General features: G+C 68.9%; 23 protein-coding genes and 1 tRNA gene. 4 read left to right on the top strand and 20 right to left on the bottom strand.

Going from position 1 to position 25,320, the window contains the following annotated elements:
• Positions 1–2: 2 nt before the first annotated feature.
• From atpD to prmC, 11 genes are all read right to left on the bottom strand, one after another.
• Positions 3–1,460 carry a F0F1 ATP synthase subunit beta gene (gene atpD / locus J4H85_RS04810; RefSeq protein WP_208237439.1) on the bottom strand — a complete coding sequence of 486 codons (1,458 nt, stop codon included), beginning with the start codon at positions 1,458–1,460 and terminating at the stop codon, positions 3–5.
• Positions 1,461–1,483: 23 nt separating this feature from the next.
• On the bottom strand, positions 1,484–2,374 hold the full coding sequence (locus J4H85_RS04805) for a F0F1 ATP synthase subunit gamma (RefSeq protein WP_208237438.1): 891 nt from the start codon (positions 2,372–2,374) through the stop codon (positions 1,484–1,486).
• An 80-nt stretch (positions 2,375–2,454) separates the two neighbouring features.
• Positions 2,455–4,083 carry a F0F1 ATP synthase subunit alpha gene (gene atpA, locus J4H85_RS04800; RefSeq protein ID WP_208237437.1) on the bottom strand — a complete coding sequence of 543 codons (1,629 nt, stop codon included), beginning with the start codon at positions 4,081–4,083 and terminating at the stop codon, positions 2,455–2,457.
• Positions 4,084–4,135: 52 nt separating this feature from the next.
• The gene (locus J4H85_RS04795; RefSeq protein ID WP_208237435.1) at positions 4,136–4,912 is read right to left on the bottom strand and encodes a F0F1 ATP synthase subunit delta; all 777 of its coding nucleotides are present in this window, start codon (positions 4,910–4,912) and stop codon (positions 4,136–4,138) included.
• A complete protein-coding gene (locus J4H85_RS04790) occupies positions 4,912–5,460 on the bottom strand; it encodes a F0F1 ATP synthase subunit B (protein ID WP_208237434.1) in 549 nt (182 codons plus the stop codon). The genes J4H85_RS04795 and J4H85_RS04790 overlap by 1 nt, the downstream gene beginning before the upstream one ends.
• A 35-nt stretch (positions 5,461–5,495) precedes the next feature.
• The gene (gene atpE, locus J4H85_RS04785) at positions 5,496–5,723 is read right to left on the bottom strand and encodes an ATP synthase F0 subunit C (protein ID WP_208237433.1); all 228 of its coding nucleotides are present in this window, start codon (positions 5,721–5,723) and stop codon (positions 5,496–5,498) included.
• Positions 5,724–5,771: 48 nt separating this feature from the next.
• Positions 5,772–6,593 (bottom strand): F0F1 ATP synthase subunit A, encoded by an 822-nt coding sequence (atpB, locus tag J4H85_RS04780; protein ID WP_208237432.1) that lies wholly within the window; start codon positions 6,591–6,593, stop codon positions 5,772–5,774.
• Positions 6,594–6,780: 187 nt separating this feature from the next.
• The gene (locus J4H85_RS04775; protein ID WP_307863422.1) at positions 6,781–7,260 is read right to left on the bottom strand and encodes a Cg1360 family ATP-synthase-associated protein; all 480 of its coding nucleotides are present in this window, start codon (positions 7,258–7,260) and stop codon (positions 6,781–6,783) included.
• On the bottom strand, positions 7,257–8,441 hold the full coding sequence (locus J4H85_RS04770; protein WP_208237431.1) for an MraY family glycosyltransferase: 1,185 nt from the start codon (positions 8,439–8,441) through the stop codon (positions 7,257–7,259). The genes J4H85_RS04775 and J4H85_RS04770 overlap by 4 nt, the downstream gene beginning before the upstream one ends.
• Before the next feature lies 1 nt (position 8,442).
• The gene (locus J4H85_RS04765; RefSeq protein WP_208237430.1) at positions 8,443–9,120 is read right to left on the bottom strand and encodes an L-threonylcarbamoyladenylate synthase; all 678 of its coding nucleotides are present in this window, start codon (positions 9,118–9,120) and stop codon (positions 8,443–8,445) included.
• A gap of 71 nt (positions 9,121–9,191) precedes the next feature.
• Positions 9,192–10,028, bottom strand: coding sequence for a peptide chain release factor N(5)-glutamine methyltransferase (prmC, locus tag J4H85_RS04760; RefSeq protein WP_208237529.1), 837 nt, complete (start codon positions 10,026–10,028; stop codon positions 9,192–9,194).
• Positions 10,029–10,209: 181 nt separating this feature from the next.
• Here prmC and cysK point away from each other — a divergent pair, with 181 nt between their 5' ends.
• Together cysK and cysE are read left to right on the top strand one after the other, a co-directional pair.
• Positions 10,210–11,145, top strand: coding sequence for a cysteine synthase A (cysK, locus tag J4H85_RS04755; protein WP_208237429.1), 936 nt, complete (start codon positions 10,210–10,212; stop codon positions 11,143–11,145).
• A 35-nt stretch (positions 11,146–11,180) separates the two neighbouring features.
• Complete coding sequence (cysE, locus tag J4H85_RS04750; protein WP_208237428.1) at positions 11,181–11,750, top strand: serine O-acetyltransferase; 570 nt, start codon at positions 11,181–11,183, stop codon at positions 11,748–11,750.
• 17 nt (positions 11,751–11,767) lie between these two features.
• On the opposite strand, the gene J4H85_RS04745 is transcribed toward cysE, so the two are convergent.
• The 8 genes from J4H85_RS04745 to argS all read right to left on the bottom strand — a co-directional run bounded on the left by J4H85_RS04745 (position 11,768) and on the right by argS (position 22,867).
• Entirely contained in the window at positions 11,768–13,168 is a 1,401-nt protein-coding gene (locus J4H85_RS04745; protein WP_208237427.1) for an MFS transporter, read from the bottom strand.
• A 58-nt stretch (positions 13,169–13,226) separates the two neighbouring features.
• The gene (gene prfA, locus J4H85_RS04740) at positions 13,227–14,300 is read right to left on the bottom strand and encodes a peptide chain release factor 1 (protein WP_208237426.1); all 1,074 of its coding nucleotides are present in this window, start codon (positions 14,298–14,300) and stop codon (positions 13,227–13,229) included.
• 18 nt (positions 14,301–14,318) lie between these two features.
• Complete coding sequence (gene rho / locus J4H85_RS04735) at positions 14,319–16,445, bottom strand: transcription termination factor Rho (protein WP_307863420.1); 2,127 nt, start codon at positions 16,443–16,445, stop codon at positions 14,319–14,321.
• Positions 16,446–16,586: 141 nt separating this feature from the next.
• The gene (gene thrB / locus J4H85_RS04730) at positions 16,587–17,552 is read right to left on the bottom strand and encodes a homoserine kinase (RefSeq protein WP_208237423.1); all 966 of its coding nucleotides are present in this window, start codon (positions 17,550–17,552) and stop codon (positions 16,587–16,589) included.
• Entirely contained in the window at positions 17,552–18,862 is a 1,311-nt protein-coding gene (locus J4H85_RS04725; protein ID WP_208237422.1) for a homoserine dehydrogenase, read from the bottom strand. The genes thrB and J4H85_RS04725 overlap by 1 nt, the downstream gene beginning before the upstream one ends.
• A gap of 44 nt (positions 18,863–18,906) precedes the next feature.
• The gene (gene lysA, locus J4H85_RS04720) at positions 18,907–20,295 is read right to left on the bottom strand and encodes a diaminopimelate decarboxylase (protein ID WP_208237421.1); all 1,389 of its coding nucleotides are present in this window, start codon (positions 20,293–20,295) and stop codon (positions 18,907–18,909) included.
• Positions 20,296–20,422: 127 nt separating this feature from the next.
• Complete coding sequence (locus J4H85_RS04715) at positions 20,423–21,169, bottom strand: LmeA family phospholipid-binding protein (protein ID WP_208237420.1); 747 nt, start codon at positions 21,167–21,169, stop codon at positions 20,423–20,425.
• Positions 21,170–21,172: 3 nt separating this feature from the next.
• A complete protein-coding gene (gene argS, locus J4H85_RS04710; RefSeq protein WP_208237419.1) occupies positions 21,173–22,867 on the bottom strand; it encodes an arginine--tRNA ligase in 1,695 nt (564 codons plus the stop codon).
• Between the two features lie 94 nt (positions 22,868–22,961).
• On the opposite strand from argS, the gene J4H85_RS04705 reads away from it, so the two are divergent.
• Positions 22,962–23,034: transfer RNA gene (locus J4H85_RS04705), tRNA-Arg, on the top strand.
• A gap of 10 nt (positions 23,035–23,044) precedes the next feature.
• Here the strand turns inward: J4H85_RS04705 and J4H85_RS04700 are convergent.
• On the bottom strand, positions 23,045–23,989 hold the full coding sequence (locus tag J4H85_RS04700; protein ID WP_243893466.1) for an EamA family transporter: 945 nt from the start codon (positions 23,987–23,989) through the stop codon (positions 23,045–23,047).
• 121 nt (positions 23,990–24,110) lie between these two features.
• On the opposite strand from J4H85_RS04700, the gene J4H85_RS04695 reads away from it, so the two are divergent.
• Positions 24,111–25,313 (top strand): MFS transporter, encoded by a 1,203-nt coding sequence (locus J4H85_RS04695; protein ID WP_208237418.1) that lies wholly within the window; start codon positions 24,111–24,113, stop codon positions 25,311–25,313.
• The last annotated feature ends 7 nt before the right edge of the window (positions 25,314–25,320 follow it).

The raw sequence follows: 25,320 nt of genomic DNA, 5'->3' as shown, positions 1-25,320 counted from the left end.
GATCAGCTGTTCTCCTTCTGGATCTGCGCCCACTTCTCTTCGACGTCGGAGATCGCGCCGACGTTGAAGAACGCCTGCTCGGCCACGTGGTCGAACTCGCCCTTGGCGATCGCATCGAAGGACTCGATGGTCTCCTTCAGCGGCACGGTCGAACCCTCGACACCGGTGAACTTCTTCGCCATGTAGGTGTTCTGCGAGAGGAACTGCTGGATCCGGCGCGCACGCGACACCGTGATCTTGTCCTCTTCCGAGAGCTCGTCGACACCGAGGATCGCGATGATCTCCTGCAGTTCCTTGTTCTTCTGCAGGATCTGCTTCACGGTGGTCGCGACGCGGTAGTGATCCTCGCCCAAGTACCGGGGATCGAGGATGCGCGACGACGAGGTCAGCGGATCCACGGCCGGGTACAGACCCTGCGACGCGATCTCGCGCGACAGCTCGGTCGTGGCGTCGAGGTGGGCGAAGGTGGTCGCCGGTGCCGGGTCGGTGTAGTCGTCAGCAGGGACGTAGATCGCCTGCAGCGACGTGATCGAGTGACCGCGGGTCGAGGTGATGCGCTCCTGCAGGATGCCCATCTCGTCCGCCAGGTTCGGCTGGTAGCCCACGGCGGAGGGCATACGACCCAGCAGGGTCGACACCTCCTGGCCGGCCTGCGTGAAGCGGAAGATGTTGTCGATGAAGAGCAGCACGTCCTGGTTCTGCACATCGCGGAAGTACTCCGCCATGGTCAGTGCCGACAGCGCCACGCGCAGACGGGTTCCCGGCGGCTCGTCCATCTGACCGAACACGAGGGCGGTCTTGTCGAAGACGCCTGCCTCGTCCATCTCGTGGATCAGGTCGTTGCCCTCACGAGTGCGCTCGCCGACGCCGGCGAACACGGAGACGCCGCCGTGGTCCTGAGCCACGCGCTGGATCATCTCCTGGATGAGGACGGTCTTGCCGACGCCCGCGCCGCCGAACAGGCCGATCTTACCGCCCTGCACGTACGGGGTCAGGAGGTCGATGACCTTGATGCCGGTCTCGAAGAGCTGCGTCTTCGACTCCAGTTGATCGAACGCCGGCGGGGTGCGGTGGATGCCCCAGCGCTCGGTGATCTCGATCTGGGCGCCGTCGGGCGCGTTCAAGATGTTGCCGGTCACGTCGAAGACCTTGCCCTTGGTGACGTCGCCGACGGGCACCTGGATCGGGTGGCCGGTGTCGAAGACCTCCTGGCCGCGCACGAGGCCGTCAGTCGGCTTCAGTGCGATGGCGCGGACGACGTTGTCGCCGAGGTGCTGAGCGACCTCGAGCGTGAGGGTGAAGCCTTCCGAGCCGTCGCCGAAGTCGACGCGCGTCTCGAGCGCGTTGTACACCGGCGGAATGGCGTCGTGCGGGAACTCAATGTCGGCGACGGGGCCGGTGACTCGGGCGATACGCCCGACGGTCTGTGCCTCGGTCGCCACAGCGGCGGTTTCGGTCATGCTTTCTCTCTCTTCGTAGTGGGCTAGCTGGACAGCGCGTCCGCGCCGCCCACAATCTCGGAAATCTGCTGGGTGATCTCCGCCTGACGTGCGTTGTTCGCGAGACGCGTGAAGTCGTTGATCAGCGAGTCGGCGTTATCGCTCGCGGACTTCATGGCCTTCTGCGTCGCGGCGTGCTTCGCCGCAGCCGACTCGAGCAGCGCATTGAACAGTCGCGCCTCGATGTAGGCGGGCAGCAGGCGGTCGAGCACCGTCTCGGGATCCGGCTCGAACTCGTAGAGCGGGGCGACGCCCTCCGCGGCCTCGGCCACGCCCTCGACGACCTGCAGCGGCAGCAGACGATGCACCTTCGGCACCTGGCTGACCATGCTGACGAGGCGGTTGTACACGATGTGGATCTCGTCCACTCCGCCCTCGGCCGTCGGCGTGCCGAACGCCTCGAGCAGGGCCTCACCGATCTCCTGCGCCGTCTCAAAGACGGGGTTCTCAGTGCCACCGCTCCACACGCGCTCCGACGGACGGTTGCGGAAGGTGAAGTATCCCTGCGCCTTCCGGCCGATGAGGTAGTACGTGATCTCCTTGCCCTCGGCGCGGAGCAGCTCGGCGAGCTCCTCTGCCTCACGGAGCACCTGCGAGTTGAACGCACCCGCGAGGCCTCGGTCCGAGGTGAAGATCACGACTGCGGCGCGCTCCACCTTCTCCGCCTCCGTAAGGAGGGGGTGGTCGATGTCCGAGTGCGTGGCGACTGCGGACACGGCGCGGGTGATCGCGGTGGTGTACGGGTTCGAGGCGTCGACGCGTGCCTTCGCCTTCTGAATGCGAGAGGCTGCGATCAGCTCCATCGCACGGGTGATCTTCTTGGTCGTCTTGGCAGAGCGGATTCTCTGCCGATAGACCCGAAGTTGCGCTCCCATGTCTCTCCTGTGTGTGTCGGGGGTGGCTCTCGCAGGGCTGCAGGCGACCAGGGTGGGGTGATGACCCCACCCCGGGTCGACTACTTCTTGCCTACGACCAGCTGCTCCTGCTCGATCTCGGCCTCGTCCAGTGCCGTGAACTGCTCGGACAGGCTCTCACCCGAAGCGGTCCGGAACTCGGGCTTGAAGGCCTCGAGCTTGGCGGTGACCTCGGCGACGAGGTCGTCGTCGAGCACCTTGCTCGCACGCAGGCGATCCAGTGCGTCTGAGTTGCGACCCAGGTAGTCGAGGAACTCGCGCTCGAAGCGGAGGATGTCCTCCACCGGCACGTCGTCCATGAAGCCGTTGGTGCCTGCCCAGATCGAAACGGTCTGCTGCTCCACCGGGTACGGCGTGTACTGCGGCTGCTTGAGCAGCTCGGTGAGGCGTGCACCGCGCTCGAGCTGGCGGCGGCTGGCGGCGTCGAGGTCGGATGCGAACATCGCGAACGCCTCGAGGGCACGGTACTGGGCGAGCTCGAGCTTGAGCGTACCCGACACCTTCTTGATCGACTTGACCTGCGCGTCACCACCGACGCGCGACACCGAGATGCCCACGTCGACCGCCGGACGCTGGTTCGAGTTGAACAGGTCCGACTGCAGGAAGATCTGGCCGTCGGTGATCGAGATCACGTTCGTCGGGATGTAGGCGGACACGTCGTTCGCCTTCGTCTCGATGATCGGGAGTCCGGTCATCGAACCGGCGCCGAGCTCGTCGGAGAGCTTCGCGCAGCGCTCCAGCAGGCGGGAGTGCAGGTAGAAGACGTCACCGGGGTAGGCTTCGCGGCCCGGCGGGCGACGGAGGAGGAGCGACACGGCGCGGTAGGCTTCGGCCTGCTTCGAGAGGTCGTCGAACACGATGAGGACGTGCTTGCCGTCGTACATCCAGTGCTGACCAATCGCCGACCCGGTGTAGGGGGCGAGGTACTTGAAGCCTGCGGGGTCCGATGCGGGCGACGCGACGATGGTGGTGTACTCCATCGCACCTGCCTCTTCGAGCGCGCCGCGCACCGAAGCGATGGTCGAGCCCTTCTGACCGATCGCCACGTAGATGCACCGCACCTGCTGCGACGGATCACCGGTCGCCCAGTTGTCCTTCTGGTTGATGATCGTGTCGATCGCCAGAGCGGTCTTGCCGGTCTGACGGTCGCCGATGATCAGCTGACGCTGGCCGCGGCCGACGGGGATCATGGCGTCGATGGCCTTGATGCCGGTCTGCATGGGCTCGTGGACCGACTTGCGGGCCATGACGCCGGGAGCCTGGAGTTCGAGTGCGCGGCGGCCCTGGATCTCCTTGATCTCGCCGAGTCCGTCGATGGGCTCGCCCAGCGGGTTGACCACGCGGCCGAGGTACCCCTCGCCGACGGGAACGGAGAGCACCTCGCCGGTGCGGGTGACCTGCTGGCCCTCCTCGATGCCGGTGAACTCGCCGAGCACGACGACACCGATCTCGTTCTCCTCGAGGTTCTGCGCGAGGCCCAGCGTGCCGTCCGCGAAGCGGACCAGCTCGTTCGCCATCACACCGGGGAGTCCCTCGACGTGTGCGATGCCATCGGCTGCGTCGACGACCGTGCCGACCTCGGTCTTCTCAGCCTGGGACGCCTCGTACGACGACGCGAAGTCCTTCAGCGCGTCGCGGATTTCATCCGGGCTGATTGAGAGTTCTGCCATTTCGTTTCCTCTGTCTGTTCCGGAGTCGTCCCCGGTGGTGAAAAGTGGTGCTCTAGCCTGCGAGCTTCTGCCTGAGGTCATCGAGACGTGCGCGCACGCTGCCGTCGATCACGTCGTCGGCGAGCTGGATGCGGACGCCGCCGATGACCGTGGGGTCGACGACGGTTGTGATCTTCACGCTGCGACCGGCGCTCTCAGCGAGCAGCCGGGCGAGCCGATCGTGCTGCGCCGATGAGAGCGGTGCGGCAACCGTGACGGTGGCGAGCTCGGTGCCGCGTTCGTCAGCGGCGACCTGCGCCGCGGAGCGGAGCGCCACGTCGACACGGCGACCGCGCGGGTTCGCCACGAGGTGCGAGACGACGGTAACCGCGACAGCCGACAGCTTGCCGGCGAACAGGCGCTCGGCGAGCGCCACCTTCTTCTCGGGTGCGGCCAGCTTGCTGCCCAGGTTCAGCTGCAGCTCGTGGCTCCCGTCGATCACGTCGGCGGCGGCGAGCAGCTCGTCCGAGAGCTCGGCGGCGTGACGAGCTTCGGCCCGCAGACCGAGTTCCTCCACACCGGCGATGAACTCGCCGACCGTGGACCAGCGCGCGGTGACCGCGGCGACCAGAATCGCTCGCGCGTCGGCGGAGGCTCCGGCGAACACCCGCTCGACGAGCCGCGTCTTCCCGGCGACCTCAGCAGAGGGATCGCCGAGCACCGCGGCGAACGCCGGGTTGGCCTCGATCTGCGCCGAAGCGCGCAGGAGCTCGGACCCGGTGCCCGCCGCGACCTGATCGGTCAGCGCGGCGCGCGCCTGGGACAGTGCCTCGCGTGACGCGCTTCCCATTACTGGGCCGCCTTCTCTGATGCCTCGAGGTCCGCGAGGAAGCGGTCGACGAGTGCCGACGCCTTCTGATCGTCGGTCAACGATTCGCCGACGACACCCGAAGCGAGGTCGATGGCGAGCGATCCGACGTCCTTGCGGAGCGACACGGCCGCGCTCTGACGCTCGGCCTCGATCTGGGCCTGGGCGTGCTGCACGACGCGGGCCTGCTCGACGGTCGCATCTTCTTTCGCCTTCGCAACGATCTTCGTCGCATCGGCGCGGGCGGCCTCGCGGATCTCACCGGCTTCGGCGCGCGCGCTGGCGAGCTGGGCGGTGTACTCCTGCAGGGCGGCCTCGGCCTTCGCCTGAGCTTCATCAGCCTTCGCGATGTTGCCCTCGATGGCCTCCGCACGAGCGTCGAGCATCGCCTGCATCTTCGGAAGGAAGATCTTCCAGAACGCCACAAGCAGGATGACGAATACAACCCCTGACCAGACGATGTCATACGTCGCCGGGAGGAGCGGGTTCTGCTCCGACCCCTCAGCAGCAACAGCGATTGTGTTGATCATCGCTGCCTCCTCTCAAATGAAACGCTGAACTGGGATCAGGAGCCGAAGATGAAGGCGGTACCGATGCCCACGAAGGCGAGCGCCTCGGTGAAGGCGATACCGATCCACATCAGGACCTGCAGACGACCGGCGAGCTCGGGCTGGCGAGCCACGCCCTCGATCGTCTTGCCGACGACGATGCCCACACCGATGGCGGGGCCGATGGCTGCGAGACCGTAGCCGACGGTCGCGATGCTACCCGAAACTTCTGCGAGAACAGACACAGTGAGTGTTTCCTTTCGTAGGGTGAATTCGGCGGTCGCCGAACCCGGTTAGTGCTCTTCAGCCAGCGCGAGCTGGATGTAGACGGCGGTCAGGATGGTGAAGACGTAGGCCTGCAGCACTGCGACGAGGATCTCGAAGAGCGTGAAGGCGAAGCCGAACGCGAGCGTTCCGACACCGAGCACGGGATAGAAGCTCCCGGCGTAGAGGATGAAGAAGTTCGTCGCCGAGAAGGCCAGCACGAGGATGATGTGCCCGACCATGAGGTTCATCAGCAGACGGAGCGTCAGCGTGACGGGGCGCAGCACGAACGTCGAGAGGATCTCGATGGGCGTCACCAGGATGTAGAACGGCTTCGGCACACCGGACGGGAAGAGCGAGTTCTTGAAGAAGTTCTTCGGGCTCTTCTTGATGCCGGCGTAGATGAAGGTCACGTACGACACGGCCGCGAGCACGAGCGGCGTGCCCACCAGGGCCGTGGCCGGCATGTTGATGCCGGGGATGATGCCCGTGATGTTGAACGCGAAGATCATGAAGAACATCGTCGTCAGGATCGGCAGGAACCGGCGCCCGTCGACTTTGCCCAGCAGGTTCTCGGAGATGTTGACGCGCACGAAGTCGAGCGCCATCTCGGTGATCGACTGCCCGCGCGTCGGGATGACCCGCATGCGGCGCGTACCGATGTAGAACAGGATGAGCAGGACGATCGCGATGACCACCCGGAGCAGCATGATCCGGTTCATCTCGAAGGGCGTGCCCTCGAAGAACAGCGCGGGGGGATAGAACTCATCGAGCGACGGGGGGTGGAACTCCCCTTCTGCCGCGAGCAGACGGGGGGTCACGAGTTGCACAGCGTTAGCGAACAGCGCCATTCTCCTGATTCGGGGTGTGAACATAGATCCACACGACGTCGAGCGATGGTCGTGCCCCAGGGCTCAAGGGCTGGTACAGAAGCTCAGCCCGGCAGGGAACACACTTACTCTATCAATATTTTCACCCCAGGCGAAACTCGGAGCCCATAACCCTGGTATATGGCTGAGCGACGCTAAGATGCCGACTTTAGTCGGTGGACGGGTCGGAGATCGCCGGCATCCGCGACTTCACGACGACCAGCACGTCGAGCACCAGTGAGACCATGACGCCCGCCAGCAACCCGATGAAGAACGCGACCGGGTCGAGCCAGGTCTGATCGCGCAGCAGCAGGAGCGCGATGATGAACCCGACGAACTTCAGCAGCCAGGTGCCGAGCACGATCCCGAAGAACACGGCGACGTAGAGCTCGCTGCCGATGAACCGGTTCGCGAACGCGATACTGCCGACCGTCAGGATCAGGAAGACACCGGAGAACGCGGCGCCCATCGCTCCGCCGATCATGGCGGGCGAACCCCCGATGAGATAGCCGCTGCCGCCGATCACCACGACCAGCGCGACCGTCGCGATCGCGCCCCAGCGCACCGCGCGCAGCAGGAGCGGCTGCGACGTGGGCAGCCGCCGTTCGGGGTGCGGAGCCTGGCCTTCGGGCATCGCGGGGTCGCTCACTCGGGGGTCCTCTCAGTCGCCGACGACGCAGCGTCGATCCGGGCGGACGCACGTCGCCTCAACGCTACCAAGCCGCGCTGAACGGCACGTTCGCGCACCCGATCCATCGGCACGAAAACGACGACGGCGCAGAGTGCCGCCCCCACGACCAGCACCACGGCAGGCAGCAGGAAGCTCTGCAGCGTGAAGGTGAGCAGGCAGGCCGTCGAGAGGACGGCGGTGCCGAGATAGAAGATGAGCACCGCCTGCCGGGGCGAGTGCCCCATGTCGAGCAGACGGTGGTGCAGATGCAGGCGGTCGGCGGAGAACGGGCTCTTGCCCGCCAGGAGCCGTCGCACGACCGCGAGCGTGAAGTCGGCCAGCGGTAGCGCGAGTACCGCGATCGGCAGGATGATCGGGATGTAGCTCGCCAGCACGAGCTTCTGGTCGAGCGCCGCGGGGTTGAGCTGGCCCGTGACCGAGATCGTCGATGTCGCCATGAGCAGTCCGACGAGCAGCGCCCCGGTGTCGCCCATGAACATGCGCGCCTGATGCCAGTTGAACGGGAGGAACCCGGCGCACACCCCTATCACGACCGCGGCCAGCAGACTCGCGAGGTTCACCGCGTCGATCGCACCGGCCTCGGCGGTGAGGATCCGGGTGTAGATGAAGAAGACCGAGTTCGCGATGATCGCGACCCCTGCGACGAGACCGTCCAACCCGTCGACGAAATTCACAGCGTTCATCACCAGGGCCACGAGGAAGACCGTGATCGTGAAGTTCAGTCCCGGCGAACCGACGACCAGGGTGTCTCCGAGCGGCAGCGAGACGATCTGCACTCCCTGCCAGGCGAGCAGCGCACCCGCCACGAGCTGCGCGGAGAGCTTGATCATCCAGTCCAGGTCGAGCAGGTCGTCGAGCACCCCGACCACGGCGATCAGCGCGCACGCACCGAGAATCGCCCAGATGCGACCGGGGGCGGCGAAGATCGGGCCGAGCTCCTCCTGCGTCGCGGCGACCCCGAACGCGACGAGCAGACCGGCGAACATCGCGACCCCGCCGAGCCTCGGGGTGGGCGTCCGGTGCACGTCGCGCTCCCGCACCTCGGGTGCGAGGCGGTACCGGCGGCTCAGACGGAGCACCAGATACGACGCTGCCGCCGTCGCGCCCGCCGCGACCAGGGCGACGATGACGTAGACCATGTCAGGCTCCGGTGCGGTCCTCGACGGCGAGGGCCGGCAGCAGGTCGGCGATCGCGTCCCGTGTCACCCCGCCCAACCGCAGGATTCCGATCGATCCGCCGTCCTCCGTGACCTGAGTCGCGTCGATGATCGTGGATGAGACGCCGCCGGACGACCGCGGACCGTCATCGAGGTATACCGTCACGCTGTCGGTGAGCATCTCCTGAGCCTCGGACGCCGTCTGGGCTGCCGGCTGCCCCGTGAGATTCGCCGACGAGACGGCGAGGGGCCCCGTCTCCTGCAGCAGCTCGATCGCGAGCGGATTGTCGGGAATGCGGAGCGCGACGGTGCCGCCGGTCTCGCCGAGATCCCAGTCGAGTGCCGGATTCGCGCGCAGCACGATGGTGAGCGCGCCCGGCCAGAACGCCTCCGCGAGACGCACGACCGGACCGGGCACCTCTGCGGCGAGCGCGTGCAGCGTGGCGGTGCCGGGAATCAGGACCGGAGGCGGGGACGTGCGATCCCGTCCCTTCGCGTCGAGCAACCGCTGCACCGCTGCCGGCGTGAACGCGTCGGCAGCCACGCCGTACACGGTGTCGGTCGGCATGACGATGAGCTCGCCGCGGCCGATCGCCTGACGCGCCATGCGAGTTCCCGTCAGCAGCTGGGAACTCTCGGAGCAGTCGTACACCTCGGCCATAACGCACTACTCTACCCGCTGGTGCGCAGACGAAGCGGAGAGTCCCCCGGCCGCGGGCGCGCGACCGCGTGTCAGCGGACGGCGGTGGTGGCGCGATCCCGCCCGGTGAGATCCTGGTGCGTCGCCGCGCCGCTCCACCCCGTCCCGGCGAGCAGTTCGCGGATCGCCGCACCCTGTTCTTCCGCGTGCTCGAGCACGATGCGGCCTCCCGGCCGCACCAGACGCAGGCCGACCGTCGCGATGACGCGGACCACGTCGAGACCGTCGGTCCCGCCGTAGAGCGCCAGCGCGGGGTCGTGATCGCGCACCTCGGGGTCGCGCGGCACCATGTCGACCGGCACGTAGGGCGGGTTCGACACGAGCACATCGACTGCGCCGTCGATGTCGGCGAGGAGTGCACGTGCGTCGGCCGCATCGCCGTGCAGGAGCGTGACCCGGTCATCGCCGAGCTCGGCGACGTTGCGCGATGCCCATGCGTGGGCATCGCGACTCTTCTCGACGGCCCACACCCGGGCATTCGGCACTTCCGCGGCGAGTGCGATGGCGATGGCACCGCTGCCGGTGCAGAGATCGACGGCGATCGGCGGATCGGAGGCGGTCGCCCCGAGGGCGTCGATCGCGAACTGTGCGACGGTCTCCGTCTCCGGGCGCGGGGTGAACACGCCGGGTCCCACCGCCAGCTCGAGGCCGCGGAACGGTGCTCGGCCCGTGAGGTGCTGCAGCGGGATCCGCTGCGCGCGCTCCTCCGTCATCTCGAGAGCCGCGGTGGCGACGGTCGCGCTCACCGCCTCGCGCAGAATCGCGAGCGACTGCACCCGGCCGCGCGACGCCGCGAGCACGTGGCCGAGGATGAGTTCGGCGTCGACCTCGGGACCCGGCACCTCCGCGCCGCGCAGCCGGTCGGCCATCCGCGTCAGGAGTGCATCGATGGGGATCTCGGCTGCAACCACCACACCACCCTACCCGGCATGACGCAGGGATCCGGCGTCATGAACGGTCGCAAAGCATAACGACCAGTGACTTTGCACATAACCGGACGATATGCTGTTGCGAGCATCCGTGACCCGAAGCGAAGGAGATCGCACGCACATGGCACGTACGTATGAGAACATCACGCAAGCATTCGGCAACACCCCTCTCGTCCGCCTGAACCGGGTGACCGACGGCGCGGCAGCCGAGGTGTACGCCAAGCTCGAGTTCTACAACCCCGCGGGCTCCGTGAAGGACCGCATCGGCATCGCCATCATCGACGCGGCCGAGCAGTCGGGCGAACTCCAGCCGGGCGGCACCATCGTCGAGGGTACGAGCGGCAACACCGGCATCGCTCTCGCGTTCGTGGGCGCCGCTCGCGGCTACCGCGTCATCCTCACCATGCCCGAGACGATGAGCATCGAGCGCCGGAAGATCTTGAAGGCCTACGGCGCCGAGATCGTGCTCACCGAGGGTCCCCTCGGTATGAAGGGCGCCGTCGCGAAGGCGGAGGAGATCGCGGCGCAGACGGAGAACGCGATTCTGGCACGCCAGTTCGGCAACCCGGCGAACCCCGCGATCCACCGCGCCACCACCGGACCGGAGATCTGGAACGACACCGACGGCGAGATCGACATCTTCGTCGCGGGCATCGGCACCGGCGGCACGATCACGGGTGCCGGCGGATACCTCAAGGAGCAGAAGCCCGGCCTGCAGGTCATCGCCGTCGAGCCGGCGGACTCGCCGCTGCTCACCGAGGGCACCCCCGGACCGCACAAGATCCAGGGCCTCGGCGCGAACTTCGTTCCGGACATCCTGGATCGCGAGGTCTACGACGAGGTCATCGACGTCTCGCTCGCCGACTCGGTCGCGAAGGCGCGCGATCTGGCGACGCAGGAGGGCATCCTCGCTGGCATCTCCTGCGGTTCGGCCGTGTGGGCGGCGACGGAGGTCGCGAAGCGCCCCGAGAACGCCGGGAAGAAGATCGTCGTGGTGATCCCCGACTTCGGCGAGCGCTACTTCTCGACGGTGCTCTACGAGGACCTGGACGTCTGAATCCGCACCGAACCGGCACCGGAGACACCGACCACGTGAGCATCTTCACCCGCGTGCGCGAGGACATCGCCGCCGCGCGCGCCAACGATCCGGCCGCGCGCGGCGCGGTCATGGTCCTGGCCGTGTACTCGGGTCTGCACGCCGTCTGGTGGCACCGGATCAGCCACCGGCTCTGGGAGCGGGGCATGCGGTTTCTGCCGCGCGCCCTCTCCCAGGCCGTGCGATTCTTCACCGGCATCGAGATCCACCCCGGCGCCACCATCGGGCGCCGACTCTTCATCGACCACGGCATGGGCGTCGTCATCGGCGAGACCGCCGTCGTCGGCGATGACGTACTCATCTACCACGGGGTGACGCTCGGCGGCACCGGCCACGACACCGGCAAGCGCCACCCCACCATCGGCGACCGCGTCGTCATCGGGGCCGGAGCGAAACTGCTCGGCAACATCGAGCTCGGCGACGACTGCGCCGTCGGGTCGAACGCGGTGGTGGTGCACTCCGCTCCCCCGTGGACGACGCTCACGGGCATTCCGGCCGGGCAGCGCCCCCGCAGAGGCGCGCCCCGCGCCGAGCAGCCCGACATGGCCGACTTCTACATGATCTGACGGCGCCCGTCGCCGCCTCACCGCAGACGGCGGCCGTGGAAGTCCATCCAGCGCTTCGTCCGGCGCTGCTCCACGAGGATGTACACCAGGCCGAGCAGCCAGAACGGGATCTGAACGGCGAACGCGATCCGGAAGGCGTCGAGCGAGTACTGCTCGGGCGACCCGGCGCCCTGCAGGTCGAGCGCCAGACCGATGCCGAGGATCACGAGCAGCGCCGAGGTGAAACCGCCGGTGTTGACGACACCGGTCGCGAAGCCCCCGAAGCTCACCGGGGTGTGCGACCGGGTCACCTCGAACGCGATCATCGATGCGGGGCCGCCGAGCGGTACCACGATGACGAGCACGAACAGCAGCCACAGGGGCGGCGTGGTCGGCCACACGATCACGGCGGTCCAGGTGAGCATGATGGCGATCGTGATGCCGAAGTGGATCCACACGCGCCGCTCGAGGAAGCGCGAGCTCAGCGGACCGAGCAGCAGGCCTGCCGCCATCGACGACACCACCATCACGCTGAGGAGTCCGCCCGCGGCCGCCGCATCGAGCCCGACACCGCCGATGAGAAACGGCGTCCCCCACAGCAGCAGGAATGCGTGCGAGGCGAACGGCGAGGTGAAGTGCAGCCAGTAGGCGAGACGCACGCCGGGGATTCTGAGCAGTCGGCGGAACCTGCTCCAGAACCCGGCCCGCCGCGGGGCGGCCGTCGGAGCCGGCTGCGTGATCTCGATCATCGAGGTCGCGGGCGGCGGCATGAGCGTTGACTCCCCCGACGCCGCCGACGCGAGCGATCGCGCGTCGCGGCTGCGCCTGCCGAGTCGACCCGTCATGCGCTCGAAGGCCGTGCCGACGCCCGGCCGGTCGCGGATCACGAGTGCGGCGAGGATCGTGACGAGCAACCCGACCGAGGCCACGCCGAGAAAGCCGGGCATCCACCCGGCGGCGCCGACCAGCAGCGCGAGCGGAGTCACCGAGACGAGCTGACCCACCTGTCCGGTGAGCGCGGTCACCTGGCTCACGGTGGGCAGCTGCCGCACCGCGAACCACTCGGGGAGGAGACGCATGACGCTGATGAACGTGCAGGCGTCGCCCGCACCGACCAGTACGCGGGCCAGCACCGCCAGCCACACCTCGTGCACCGTCGCCATGAGCACCTGGCCGACGGTCATGAGCAGACCGCCGCAGAGGATCAGCGTCGTGGGACCCAGCCGGTCGAGCAGCATGCCGACGGGGATCTGCAGGCCCGCGTACACGATGAGCTGGATGACCGGGAAGGTCGCGAGCGTCGTCGCGTCGATCGCGAAGTGATCCTGCGCCGCCGGGCCGAGGGCGGCGAGCGACGACCGGTTGATGATCGCGATGGCGTAGGCGATCGCTCCGACTCCCCAGACCACCCACGGGAGGATCAGTCGAGGCGCACGCATACGTCCATGCTAGCCCTCGGCGAGGTGCCGAGGGGACGGCGCCAGCGCAGAGTCGGACTCAGGAGCCGAGGTCGGCGAGCCTCGCCTCTTCGTCCATGCGGATGCAGGACTCCACGACGGGATCGAGCGCACCGTTCATCACGTGGTCGAGGTTATAGGCCTTGTACCCGGTGCGGTGGTCGGCGATACGGTTCTCGGGGAAGTTGTAGGTGCGGATGCGCTCCGACCGGTCCATGGTCCGGATCTGGGTGGACCGGTACGCACTGGCTTCGGCGGCCGCCTCCTCCGCCTGCTTGGCGAGCAGTCGCGCGCGGAGCACGCGCATCGCGGCTTCGCGGTTCTGCAGCTGGCTCTTCTCGTTCTGCATCGCGACGACGATCCCCGACGGCAGGTGCGTGATGCGGACGGCGGAGTCGGTGGTGTTCACGGACTGTCCGCCAGGACCGCTCGACCGGTAGACATCGATCTTCAGATCATTCTGGTTGATATCGACCTCTTCGGGTTCGTCCACCTCGGGGTAGACGAGCACGCCGGTGGTCGACGTGTGGATGCGGCCCTGCGACTCGGTCACGGGAACGCGCTGCACGCGGTGCACGCCGCCCTCGTACTTGAGGTGCGCCCACACTCCCTGCGACGGATCGCTCGCGTTCGCCTTGATGGCGACCTGCACGTTCTTGTAGCCTCCGAGGTCGCTCTCGTCCTTCTCGAGCATCTCGGTCTTCCAGCCCTTGGACTCCGCGTAGTGGAGGTACATGCGCAGCAGGTCGGCTCCGAACAGCGCGGACTCGGCACCGCCCTCGCCGCCCTTGATCTCGAGGATCACGTCGCGGGCGTCATCGGGGTCGCGGGGGATCAGGAGTCGCCGCACGCGCTCCTGAGCCTCCGCGAGTCCCGCTTCCAGGTCGGGCACCTCTTCGGCGAACGCGTCATCCTCTTTCGCGAGCTCGCGCGCCGCCTCGAGATCGTCGCCGAGCTGCTGCCAGTGCTCGTACGCCGCCTTGATCTTGCTGAGTTCGGCGTACCGGCGGTTCACGCGCTTCGCGCGCGACGCATCGGCGTGGAGCGCGGGATCAGCCAGCTCCTCCTGCAGCCCGGTGTGTTCCCGGATCAGCCCCTCGACCTGTTCGAACATGGTTCCTCCGTGAACGGATTACGCGCGGGCGATGAGATCGGCGTTCGTCGCCGTCGACTCGACGCGCTCGACGAGACCGCGGATCGCATCCTCGGCACTCGCCCCCGTGAGGGAGCGGCGCAGCTGCTGCACCTTCGCCGTGTCGGCGTCGCCGCGCAGCAGCGTCTCGCGCTCGGTGTAGGTGCGCGCCACGTCGACCGCCGGGAAGATCCACGCCGCCGCGGCATCGCCCGAGAGACGAATCGTGCTGTTGACGACGGGAAGCAGCGTCTTGACGAGGGCCTTGTCCGCGGGGTTGCCGGTCTTCGTGTCGGCCGTGGCGATGATCGTCAGCGAACCGGCGTTCTCGAGGTTGCGCGCGGCGGCGAGCAGACGCTTCACCTGCAGCGCGGCGACGCCCTCGGGATCGTCGGTCGCGTTGCGCCCGCCGGTCGGCACGGCGTCCACGTAGGCGTGCGCGACATCGGTCACCGACTCGAGCAGCACGACGACGTCGTGACCGAGCTCGACGAGGCGCTTCGCGCGCTCGACGGCGAGCTCGGCGACGGTGGTGTGATCCTCCGTCGGACGGTCGAAGGTGCTCGCGATGACCTCGCCGTTGATGGTGCGCTGCAGGTGGGTGACCTCTTCCGGGCGCTCGGAGGTCGCCACCAGCATGAGGTGCGCGTCCGGATGGTTCGCCGAGACGGCGGCCGCGATCTCGCGGATCAACGTCGACTTGCCCGAGCCCGAGGGTCCCGAGATGAGGGCGCGCTGGCCGAAGCCGATGGGGGCGACGATGTCGATCACCCGAGGAGCGGTCTGCTCGCGCGTGGTCTCGAGACGCACCCGATCCTCGGGGTAGAGCGGGGTGAGCTCGGCGAACTCGCCTCGGCTCTGCGGCTCCTCGGCCGAGTGCCCGTTCACCGTGTCGACCTTGACGATCGCGTTGTACTTCTGGCGACCGTTGCCGTCGCCCTCACGCGGCTGCCGGATCGAACCGGTGACGGCATCGCCCTTGCGCAGACCGTACTTCTTCACCTGGCCGAGCGAGACGTACACGTCGCTGGTGCCCGGCAGGTATCCGCTGGTGCGGACGAACGCGTAGTTGTCGAGCACGTCGAGGATGCCGCCGACCGGGAGGAGCACGTCGTCGTCCGAGATCTCCGGCTCGAAATCGTCGCCCTGGCCACGGCGCTTGCGGTCGCGCTGGCGCGTGCGCGTCGAACGCGAGGACTCGCCGCCCTTGTCGCCGCGCTCGGCGCCGTTGCGATCTGCGCCGTTGCGATCCGTGCCGTTCTTGTCGCCGCCGGACTTCTCGTTCCGCTCGGCCTTCTCCGACGGCTCGGCAGACTTGTCGTTCTGCTTGGCGTCGCGGTTCTGGTCGCGGTTCTGGCTCTGGTTCTGACCGGAGTTCTGCTTGCCGTTCTTGCCGCGGCCGCCACGGTTCGAGCGACCCTTGCCCGCGTCGTCCGCCGACGCGTCATCGCTCTCGGTCTGCTGCGCGGCTGGCGCGCTCTCGGCGGGTGCGTCGGTCGCGGAACCCGACTCTGACTGCACCGTCGCTGCGGAGGAGTCACCGGTCTCGGCAGTCTGAGCGGCCTGCGACTTGCGGCTGCGCGATGTGCGCTTCGGAGCGGCCGTCTCGGTGTCGCCGGTCGAGGCGGCGCTCTGCGCTGCGCTCTCGTTCGAGACCTGTTCGGCGTTCTGGTCTGCGCCGTCGGCCGCAACCGGCGCGTCGGCGGCGGGAGCCGCCTCTGCGTCGGTCGCCTTCTTGCGGGTGCGCGTCGTGCGCTTCTTCGGCGCCGCCTGTTCGGCATCTGCCGCGGCGCTCGGGGTTTCTGCCGGGGCCTGCACCTCGGTCGCGGTCGACGTCTCGTCGCTCGCCGCAGCCGGGACGTCCGCGTCTGCTGCCTTCTTGCGGGTTCGGGTGGTGCGCTTCTTCGGCGCCTCTGCGGCCGCCTCAGGCGCTGCCGCTTCGGACGCTGCCGTTTCGGACGCGGCCGGGGCGGTCGATGCGGTCGGGGCCTCGGCCGCCGACGCCTCGGGGGCTTCCGGCGCGGCTGCGGCGGTGCTCACGCGACGGGATGCCCGGCGGCGGGGTGCGGCGGGCGCGTCTGCGGTCGGAGTGGATTCGGGGGTGGTCTCTGAGGAGTTCTGCTCCACGATGGTCCTTTCGGAAGTGGTGTGCCACGGCTCACGTTCGGGCCAGATGCCCGCAAACCCGTGGATTCGCACGAATGTGCTGGGGATCGCCATCGATGACGGCGAGGAAACGGTTCGCCGGTGCGGGCACCGATCAGGTGCTCACTCGGTGCCGGGCGACGAGAGCGTCGCATCGGCAGGAACCGCCTCCACTGTAGCACCCAAGATGTCGACGGCGAGGATCAGGGGCGTCCAGTCGCCCCCGTGCGCCGCGGCGAGGTCGGCGGCGGCAAGCCGCTCGGCCGGGTCGCCCGCGAGCACCATGATCGACGGTCCGGCGCCCGACACGACGGCCGCGTGACCCGCGTCGCGCAGGACGGCGACCAGGTCGCGGGTCTGCGGCATCGCCTCGGCGCGGTAGTTCTGGTGCAGCCGATCCTCGGTCGCTTCGAAGAGCAGCTCGGGGCTCTGGGTGAGCGCCGCGATGAGCAGGGACGAGCGCGAGAGGTTGAAGACGGCGTCCTCGTAGGGCACGTGCGCCGGCTGGAGGCTGCGCGCGTGCGCCGTCGACACCTCGAACTCGGGGACGAGGACGAGCGGCGAGACGCCGCGGTGCACGAGCAGGCGTTTGAATCGCGGCCCGGTCGGCGCGGTCCAGGCGATGGTGAGTCCTCCGAAGAGCGCGGGGGCCACGTTGTCCGGATGCCCTTCGAGTTCCGTCGCGTACCCCAGCAGGTCGTCTTCGGAGAGCGCGATCGGAAACTCGGGGTCGCTCTCGAGCAGGCCGGCGGCGATCATGACGCCCGCGACGATCGCCGATCCCGACGATCCCATGCCGCGTCCGTGGGGGATGCGGTTGTGCGCCTCGATGTCGATACCCGGCATGGCGCGACCGAGTCGCGCGTAGACGTGGGCGGCCGACCGGACGACGAGGTTGGAGGCGTCGGTCGGCACGGCGCCCTCGCCGACGCCGGTGATCCGCACCGTCGCCCCCGTCTCCTCGCGCGTGACGGCGATGAGCTCGTCGCCGTAGGCGAGCGCGAGTCCGAGCGTGTCGAACCCCGGTCCGAGGTTCGCACTCGTGGCGGGAACGTGCACGCGGACGGCGCGCGACCCCGACCGGCTCATCAGGCGTTCCCCTCGCGGCGCAGGACGCTCACCACGGAGGTGACGACGTCGCTGGCGCGCAGATCGTCGACCATGGCGGCGAGGTCGGCCTCGCGCGCACGGTGCGTGCCGATGACGAGGGAGGCGGTGCCCTGCGCGTCTGCCGGCACCGACTGCTCGACGCTCTCGGCCGAGACGCCGTGCTGCGCGAGCAGTCCCGCGATGGTCGCGAGCACGCCGGCCTGATCGCGCACCTCGAGGATGACCTGGTAGGCGGTCGTCACTTCGCCGACCGGCAGGATCGGCAGTGCCGCGTGATTCGATCCGAGCATTCCCGGCCCGCCGACGACGTGACGACGCGCGGCCGACACGAGATCGCCGAGCACGGCCGACGCGGTCTCGACGCCGCCGGCACCGGCGCCGTAGAACATCAGCTCGCCGGCGGCCTCGGCTTCGACGAACACGGCGTTCTTGCCCTCGTGCACCGCGGCGAGCGGGTGGTCGCGACTGATGAGCGCCGGGTAGACGCGCGCGGAAACGCCCGGGGTGCCGTCCGAAGCGGCGAGTCGTTCGGCGACGGCCAGCAGCTTGATGACCGATCCGGCGTGCTTCGCGGTCTCGATCTGTTCGGCGGTGATCTCGCGGATGCCCTCGCGGTGCACCTTGTCGACGGGCACCTCCGTGTGGAAGGCGATGCTCGCGAGGATCGTCGCCTTCTGCGCCGCATCGTACCCCTCGACGTCGAGGGTCGGATCGGCCTCGAGGAAGCCGAGCTCGGCGGCGACGCGCATCGCATCTTCAGCGGTGTCGCCGAAACGGTCCATGCGGTCGAGAATGTAGTTCGTCGAGCCGTTGACGATGCCCATGACGCGGGTGATGCGGTCGCCGGCGAGACTCCACTCGAGCGGGCGGATGATCGGAATCGCGCCGGCCACTGCCGCTTCGTACGACAGCTGGGCGCCCACCTGCTCGGACGCGGCCCGCAGTTCGGGCCCGTGAGCGGCGATGAGCGCCTTGTTCGCGGTCACGACGTCGGCTCCGCCCTCGAGCGCGCGCACGATGAGCGACCGGGCGGGCTCGATGCCCCCCATGAGCTCGACGACGACGTCGGCTCCGAGCACGAGCCGGTCGGCATCGGTGGTGAAGAGCTCGCGGGGCAGGTCGGCCTCGCGCGGCGCATCGAGATCGCGCACCGCGATGCCCACGAGGGTCAGGCGCGCGCCGACCCTGGCCGCGAGCTCATCGCCCTCTTCGAGGATCAGTCTGGCCACCTGGGACCCCACCGAGCCGCAGCCCAGAACGGCCACGCGCAGGTCACGGTATGCGTTCACAGAAAATCTCCGATCGATTGTCAGTTGAGGTGCGGGGCAGGCGTTCAGACGCTCTGCGCGAGGAGCTCGTCCTCGGTCTGGCCGCGCACGATCATGCGGGCGGCTCCCCCGCTCACGGCCACCACCGGTGGACGCGGAACGTAGTTGTAGGTGCTCGAGAGCGACCAGCAGTAGGCGCCGGTCGCAGCGACGGCGAGCAGGTCGCCCGGCGCGACGTCACCGGGCAGCAGGTCGCGCTGCACCACCATGTCACCCGATTCGCAGTGCTTGCCGACCACGCGCACGAGTGCCGGATCGGCGTCGCTCGCGCGGTTCGCGATGCGGACGTGGTAGTCCGCGCCGTAGAGCGCCGGGCGAGCGTTGTCGCTCATGCCGCCGTCCACGCTCACGTACAGGCGCTCGGGGAACCCCGCGTCCGCAGGGTCGAGGCCCGCATCGCTGCCGGCGAGCGCGACGGGTTTCGTCGTTCCCACCGTGTACAGCGTGATTCCCGCCTGGCCGATGATGGTGCGGCCGGGTTCGAAGGCGAGTCTCGGCACCTGCACGCCGAGCGCGGTGCAGGTCTCCGAGACGAGGTCGGCGAGCTCGCGCGCGATGTCGTCGATCGCGGGCAGCTCATCCGCTTCGGACGGCGTGTACGCGATCCCGAACCCGCCGCCGAGGTTCAGCTCGGGCACCGGCGCTCCGGTCAGCGTCGCCAGCTCCTGGTACACGCCGAGCAGCCGTCTCGCCGATTCGCGGAAGCCGTCGGTCGCGAAGATCTGCGACCCGATGTGGCAGTGCAGACCGACGAAGTCCAGGTGATCGTGCGTCAGGATCGCCGAGACCAGACGCGGTGCGGCGTCGAGCGGCTGACCGAACTTCTGATCCTCGTGCGAGGTGGCGAGGAAGTCGTGCGTAGAGGCGTGGACGCCGCTGTTCACCCGGAGGCTCACGCGCTGCCGCACCCCTGCCGACCGCGCGGCGTCGGCGACGCGGGCGATCTCGATCTCGCTGTCGAGCACGATCGTGCCGACACCGGCCCGAACGGCTCGATCGATCTCGGGGACCGACTTGTTGTTGCCGTGGAAGCCGATGCGCGCCGGGTCGACGCCCGCCGCGAGCGCCACGGCGAGTTCGCCCCCGCTCGCGACATCGACGGCTAGCCCCTCCTCGGCCATCCACTGCGCAACCGCGACGCAGAGGAACGCTTTGCCCGCGTAGTAGACGGTGGCGTCGGTGCCGATGCGCCGCGCTTCGCGCTGCAGGGCTCCGCGCACCTCGCGCGCGCGCTGCCTGGCGGCGTCCGCGTCGATGACGTACAGCGGACTGCCGAACTGCGCAACGAGCTCAGCGGCAGCGACCCCGCCGATCTGCACGTCGCCGTGCGCATCGTCGCGCCGCACCGACGGTGGGAAGACACGCGGGTCGACGGCGTTGAGCGCCTCGGTCATCGGTGCTCCTCGGGGTCTCGCGGGTGCGGGGACGGGTGCGGGGGATCCTCGGGAATCGCGGAGCCGCCCGCTGTGACCGTCCCAGCTTAACCGACGCGCATGCGGCGATCGGCTTGTGTGACAGCGGTCACTCGCAGACGCCCGGATCCTGTTCACTCGGGTCGGACAGGATCCCGGGAGACAGGTCGGCCTGCAGGGTCGCGCTCCCGGTCGTCGAGAGATCGATGCCCGTGAGCGTGACGCCCCGCGGCAGTTCATCGGCGATGCAGACGGTGTGCGTCTCGAGCAGATCGCCGAGCACCGGCGCCGCGGCACCGGCGATCTGCTCGGAGCTGAGGTCGAGACCCGATGCGCTCACCTGGGTGGGGGTGAGCTGCACATCGCCGTTCGCGACACCGAGCTCGAGTCCGAGCGAGACCGGCACGGTGAACCCGAAGACGGAGACGTCGCGGCCGACGACGAGCTCTCCGTCGCGCACCTCGCCGCTTTCGGCGACGCCGCGCGTCAGCGCACTCACGACGCCCGGCAGCTGATCGCCGGTCACCGTGAGTGCCCCCGTTCCGCCGCGCAGATCGCCCGAGGACGGATCGAACGGCGCCGAATCCGCGTGCAACCGCGCGTTCACGACGATCCCGCCGGGCAGCGGGAGGTCGTCCACGCCGATCGTCACGTCGCCGACGCGGCCGGTGACCGCGTGCAGCAGTGCGGAGCCGCCGAGCGACACGTCCACCGGGTGGTCCTCGCTGAGACCGACCTGCTCGCGCACCGCGTTCGCGATCACGTTCGGAATGATGAGGCGGAGCGCGACCTCAGCGGCGCCGGCGAGCACCGCCAGTGCGACGACGACGCCGAGGATCCTGACCAGCGCCCGCACGGGTCAGAGCCGTTCCGGTGCCGTGACGCCGATGAGGTCCAGTCCGTTGCGCAGCACCTGGCCCGCCGCGTCGTTCAGCCAGAGGCGTGTGCGGTGCAGGTCGCCGACGGGCTCCTCGCCGAGCGGGATGACGCGGCAGTTGTCGTACCAGCGGTGGAAGGACGCGGCGAGCTCCTCGAGGTACCGCGTCACGCGGTGCGGTTCGCGCAGCTCCGCTGCGCCCGCGACGATGCCGGGGTACTGCTGCAGCTTGCCCAGCAGATCCGTCTCGGTGGGGTGCTCCAGAAGCCCTGGAGCGAAGGTCGAGCGGTCGATCCCCGCGGTGGCCGCGTTCCGGTCGACGGCGCAGGTGCGCGCGTGCGCGTACTGCACGTAGAAGACGGGGTTGTCGTTCGTGCGGCTCCGCAGCTGCTCGCCGTCGAGCGCGAGCGGCGAGTCTGCGGGGTACCTGGCGAGCCAGTAGCGCAGCGCGTCCGCTCCCAACCACTCGAGCAGATCATCGAGCTCGATGATGTTGCCCGCGCGCTTCGACAGTCGTGCGCCGTTGAGGTTCACGAGCTGGCCGATGAGCACGGTGATGTCGGTCTCGATGTTGTCGCCCGCCGCACCGGCGATCGCCGTGAGCCGGCCGATGTAGCCGTGGTGGTCGGCGCCGAGCAGATAGATCTTCTCGCCGAATCCGCGGTCCATCTTCGACAGGTAGTACGCCGCGTCGGCGGCGAAGTACGTGTACACGCCGTTGCCGCGGGTGAAGACGCGATCCTTGTCATCGCCGAAGTCGGTGGTGCGCACCCAGATGGCGTCGTCCTCGGTGAAGACGTGCCCCTGCTCCCGCAGTCGGTCGATGGCCGCCTCGATCGGGCTCGGCTCCCCGTGCTCACCCGGTGCGTGCAGGGTGCGCTCCGAGAAGAACACGTCGAAGTGCACGTTGAAGCGCTCGAGCGAATCCTTGATCTCGGCGAGCTGCAGCTGATAGGCGAGCTCCTGCGCCTGATCCAGCGCCGCATCGCGGTCCTGGTCAGCGAGCTCGGCGAGGTTCGGCAACTGCTCGCGCACTCGGCTGCCCAGCTGCTGGATGTACTCGCCGGGGTACGCGTCTTCGGGTGCCGGCTCGTGCAGCGCGGCGGCGAGCACCGAGCGGCCGAACTTGTTCATCTGCGCGCCCGCGTCGTTGATGTAGTACTCGCTCGTCACCTCGGCGCCGGCCGCGCGCAGCACGCGGGCGGTCGAGTCGCCGAGCGCCGCCCACCGGGTGTGCCCCATGTGCAGCGGACCGGTCGGATTCGCGCTGACGAACTCCATGTTGATGACCTGCCCGGCGAGCGCATCGCCGCGCCCGTACGCGGCGCCCTGCTCGACGACGCGACGCGCCGTCTCCCCCGCGCTCGCGACATCGAGCGTGAGGTTGATGAAGCCGGGACCGGCGATCTCGGCGCGCGCGACGCCGTCGATCTCGGCGGCACGGCTGATGATCTGCTCGGCGAGCTCGCGCGGGGGTACGCCCAGTCGCTTCGCGAACTTCATCGCGGCATTGGACGACCAGTCGCCGTGATCGCGGTTCTTCGGCCGTTCGACCTGCGTGTCCTGAACGGTCACGACGAGCTCACCCGTTGCCCCGCCCTCGGTTCGCGAGCGTCGCTCCTCGACGATGTCGGTCAGGATGCGGGCGAGAGCGAGCGAGAGTTCTTGGGGAGTCACCCGCCCCATTCTAGTGACCGCACGGTCCCGGCTCCTGACCACGGCGGTCACGCGGTCTCGCGATGTGCGCTACGCTGGTCTGGTTGCAGTACTCGCCTCCGTAGCTCAGGGGATAGAGCGCCGGTTTCCGGTACCGTAGGTCGGGAGTTCGAATCTCTCCGGGGGCACGAGCAACACTCAGCGGGAGTCCGGTCCTCGACCGGGCTCCCGCTCCGCGTTCGGGGCGGGCACGTGAGCGGTGACGGTGTCGCTCGCCACTCCGGGCAGGCGATCCCGGATCCCGCCCCGCTGCGCAGCGATGCCGGCGACGATCACGACGGCGATGCCGATGACCTGCAGGATCGTCGGCGACTGGCTGAGCAGCAGCAGCCCCATGATCACGCCGAATGCCGGCTCGATCGACAGCAGCGTTCCGAACGCCGAGTGGGTCATGCGTCGCAGCGCGAGCATCTCGAGTCCGAACGACACGACGGGCGTGATGAGCGCGATGCCCGCTACGAGGCCGAGCACCCCCCAGGAGAAGTCGCCGGTGACGACTTGGGGCAGACCGAACGGCATCGTGAGCAGCGCGCCGATCGGGATCGTGAGGGAGAGCCCGCTGATGCCGGAGAACCGGTCGCCGACGCGCTGGGTGAAGACGTTGTAGAACGCCCAGCAGACGGCTGCGGCGAGCGCGAACCCGACGCCGACGAGATCGATGTCGCCGTGCCACGGCTCGGTGAGCAGCACGACGCCGGCGAGTGCGAGCACCGGCCAGATGAGGGCGCGACGGTGCGTGCTGGCGATCGCCGCTACCGTCAGCGGCCCGAGAAACTCGATCGCCACGGCGGTGCCGAGCGGGATGCGGTCGATCGCCGCGAGGAACAGCGTGGTCATTCCTCCGGTCGCCGCTCCGAGCGCGACGAGGTTCGGGATGTCGCGCGCGCGAATGCTGCGCAGGGCCGGGCGCGCGATCGCCCAGAGGAACAGCGTGCCGAAGCACATGCGCAGCCACGCCGTGCCGGCGGGCCCGATCGCTGCGATCACGCTGACCGAGAGCGCGTTGGAGACTTGGATCAGCATCATGGCCGCGACCGCCATCGACCACGGCGGGATCCCGGTGCCGGTGCCCTGCAGTCTCATGAACGCGCTCCGCGAGAGGAGGCCGTGACGAAGTGGGATGTACGCATCAGTGCAGCATACTGCACCCGAAGCGCAGTGCGGCTCTTCTGCGCGAGCGACGCGCTTCGGTAGAGTGGCGATCATGGGATGGGAGGGGCACCGGCGCGGGTCCCCCGCCTACCGCCGAATCCTGATCGCCCTTCTCGGCGCAGGCATCGCCACGTTCGCGCAGCTCTACTCTCCGCAGGGGATCCTGCCGCTCATCGCGAGCGACCTCGAAGTCGACCCCTCTCGAGCGAGCCTCTCGATCTCTGCCGCGACGACCGGCCTCGCCGTCTCCGTGCTGCCCTGGTCCCTGGTCGCCGACCGCATCGGACGCGTCACGGCGATGCGGATCGCGCTCGTCTCCGCGACCGTACTGGGGCTCTGCATGCCGTGGTGCCCCTGGTTCGACCTGCTGCTCGGCGTCCGCATTCTAGAGGGGGTGGCGCTCGGGGGGATCCCCGGGGTGGCCGTCACCTACCTGAGCGAGGAGATCGATCGGACGCACGCCGCGGTCGCGGCCGGCACCTACGTGGCCGGCACCACGATCGGCGGTCTCGCCGGTCGCCTCATCGCGGCTCCGATCGCCGACGCCGCGGATTGGCGCCTCGGTGCCTTCGCGGTCGCCGTCCTCGCGGCGATCGCGACCGCGGTCTTCTTCATCGTCACCCCCAGGCCGCAGGGCTTCAGATCCCACCCCGCCTCCGTGCGATCGGTGCTGCGCATGTCGGGCCGCCTGATGCGCACTCCCGGACTCGTCGTGCTCTACGGCCAGGGTTTCCTGCTCATGGGTGGGTTCGTCGCGGCGTACAACTACCTGACATTCCGCCTCGAGGCGGCTCCGTTCTTCATTCCGATCGGACTCGCGAGCCTGCTCTTCCTGGCGTACCTCGCGGGGACCGTGTCGTCGCGGCTCGTCGGCGGACTCGCCGGGCGAACCGGCCGGAAGCCGCTGCTGCTCGGGTCCACGGCCGTGATGATCGCTGGCACCCTGCTCACCCTGTCGCCGTCTCTCGTCGTCGTGGTGGTGGGCCTCGTCGTGCTGACGGGCGGCTTCTTCGGCGCGCACTCCGTCGCCTCGGGATGGGCGGGGGCCCGAGCCGAGCAGGGCCGGTCGCAGTCGGCGTCGCTCTACAACCTCTGGTACTACGCCGGGTCGAGCGTGTTCGGGTTTCTCGGGGGCATCGCCTGGTCGCACCTCGGGTGGGCCGGCGTCGTCGTCATGGTGACCGGCCTCGCGCTCCTCGCCGCGGTCTGGGCGGCGACGACACCGGAGGACGCGCCGCGCGGCACTCGCGCGTGAGGCGCGA

It is taken from the genome of Leucobacter tardus, assembly GCF_017583045.1.
Classification (GTDB): domain Bacteria; phylum Actinomycetota; class Actinomycetes; order Actinomycetales; family Microbacteriaceae; genus Leucobacter; species Leucobacter tardus.
This window is presented reverse-complemented; position numbering and strand designations above follow the sequence as displayed.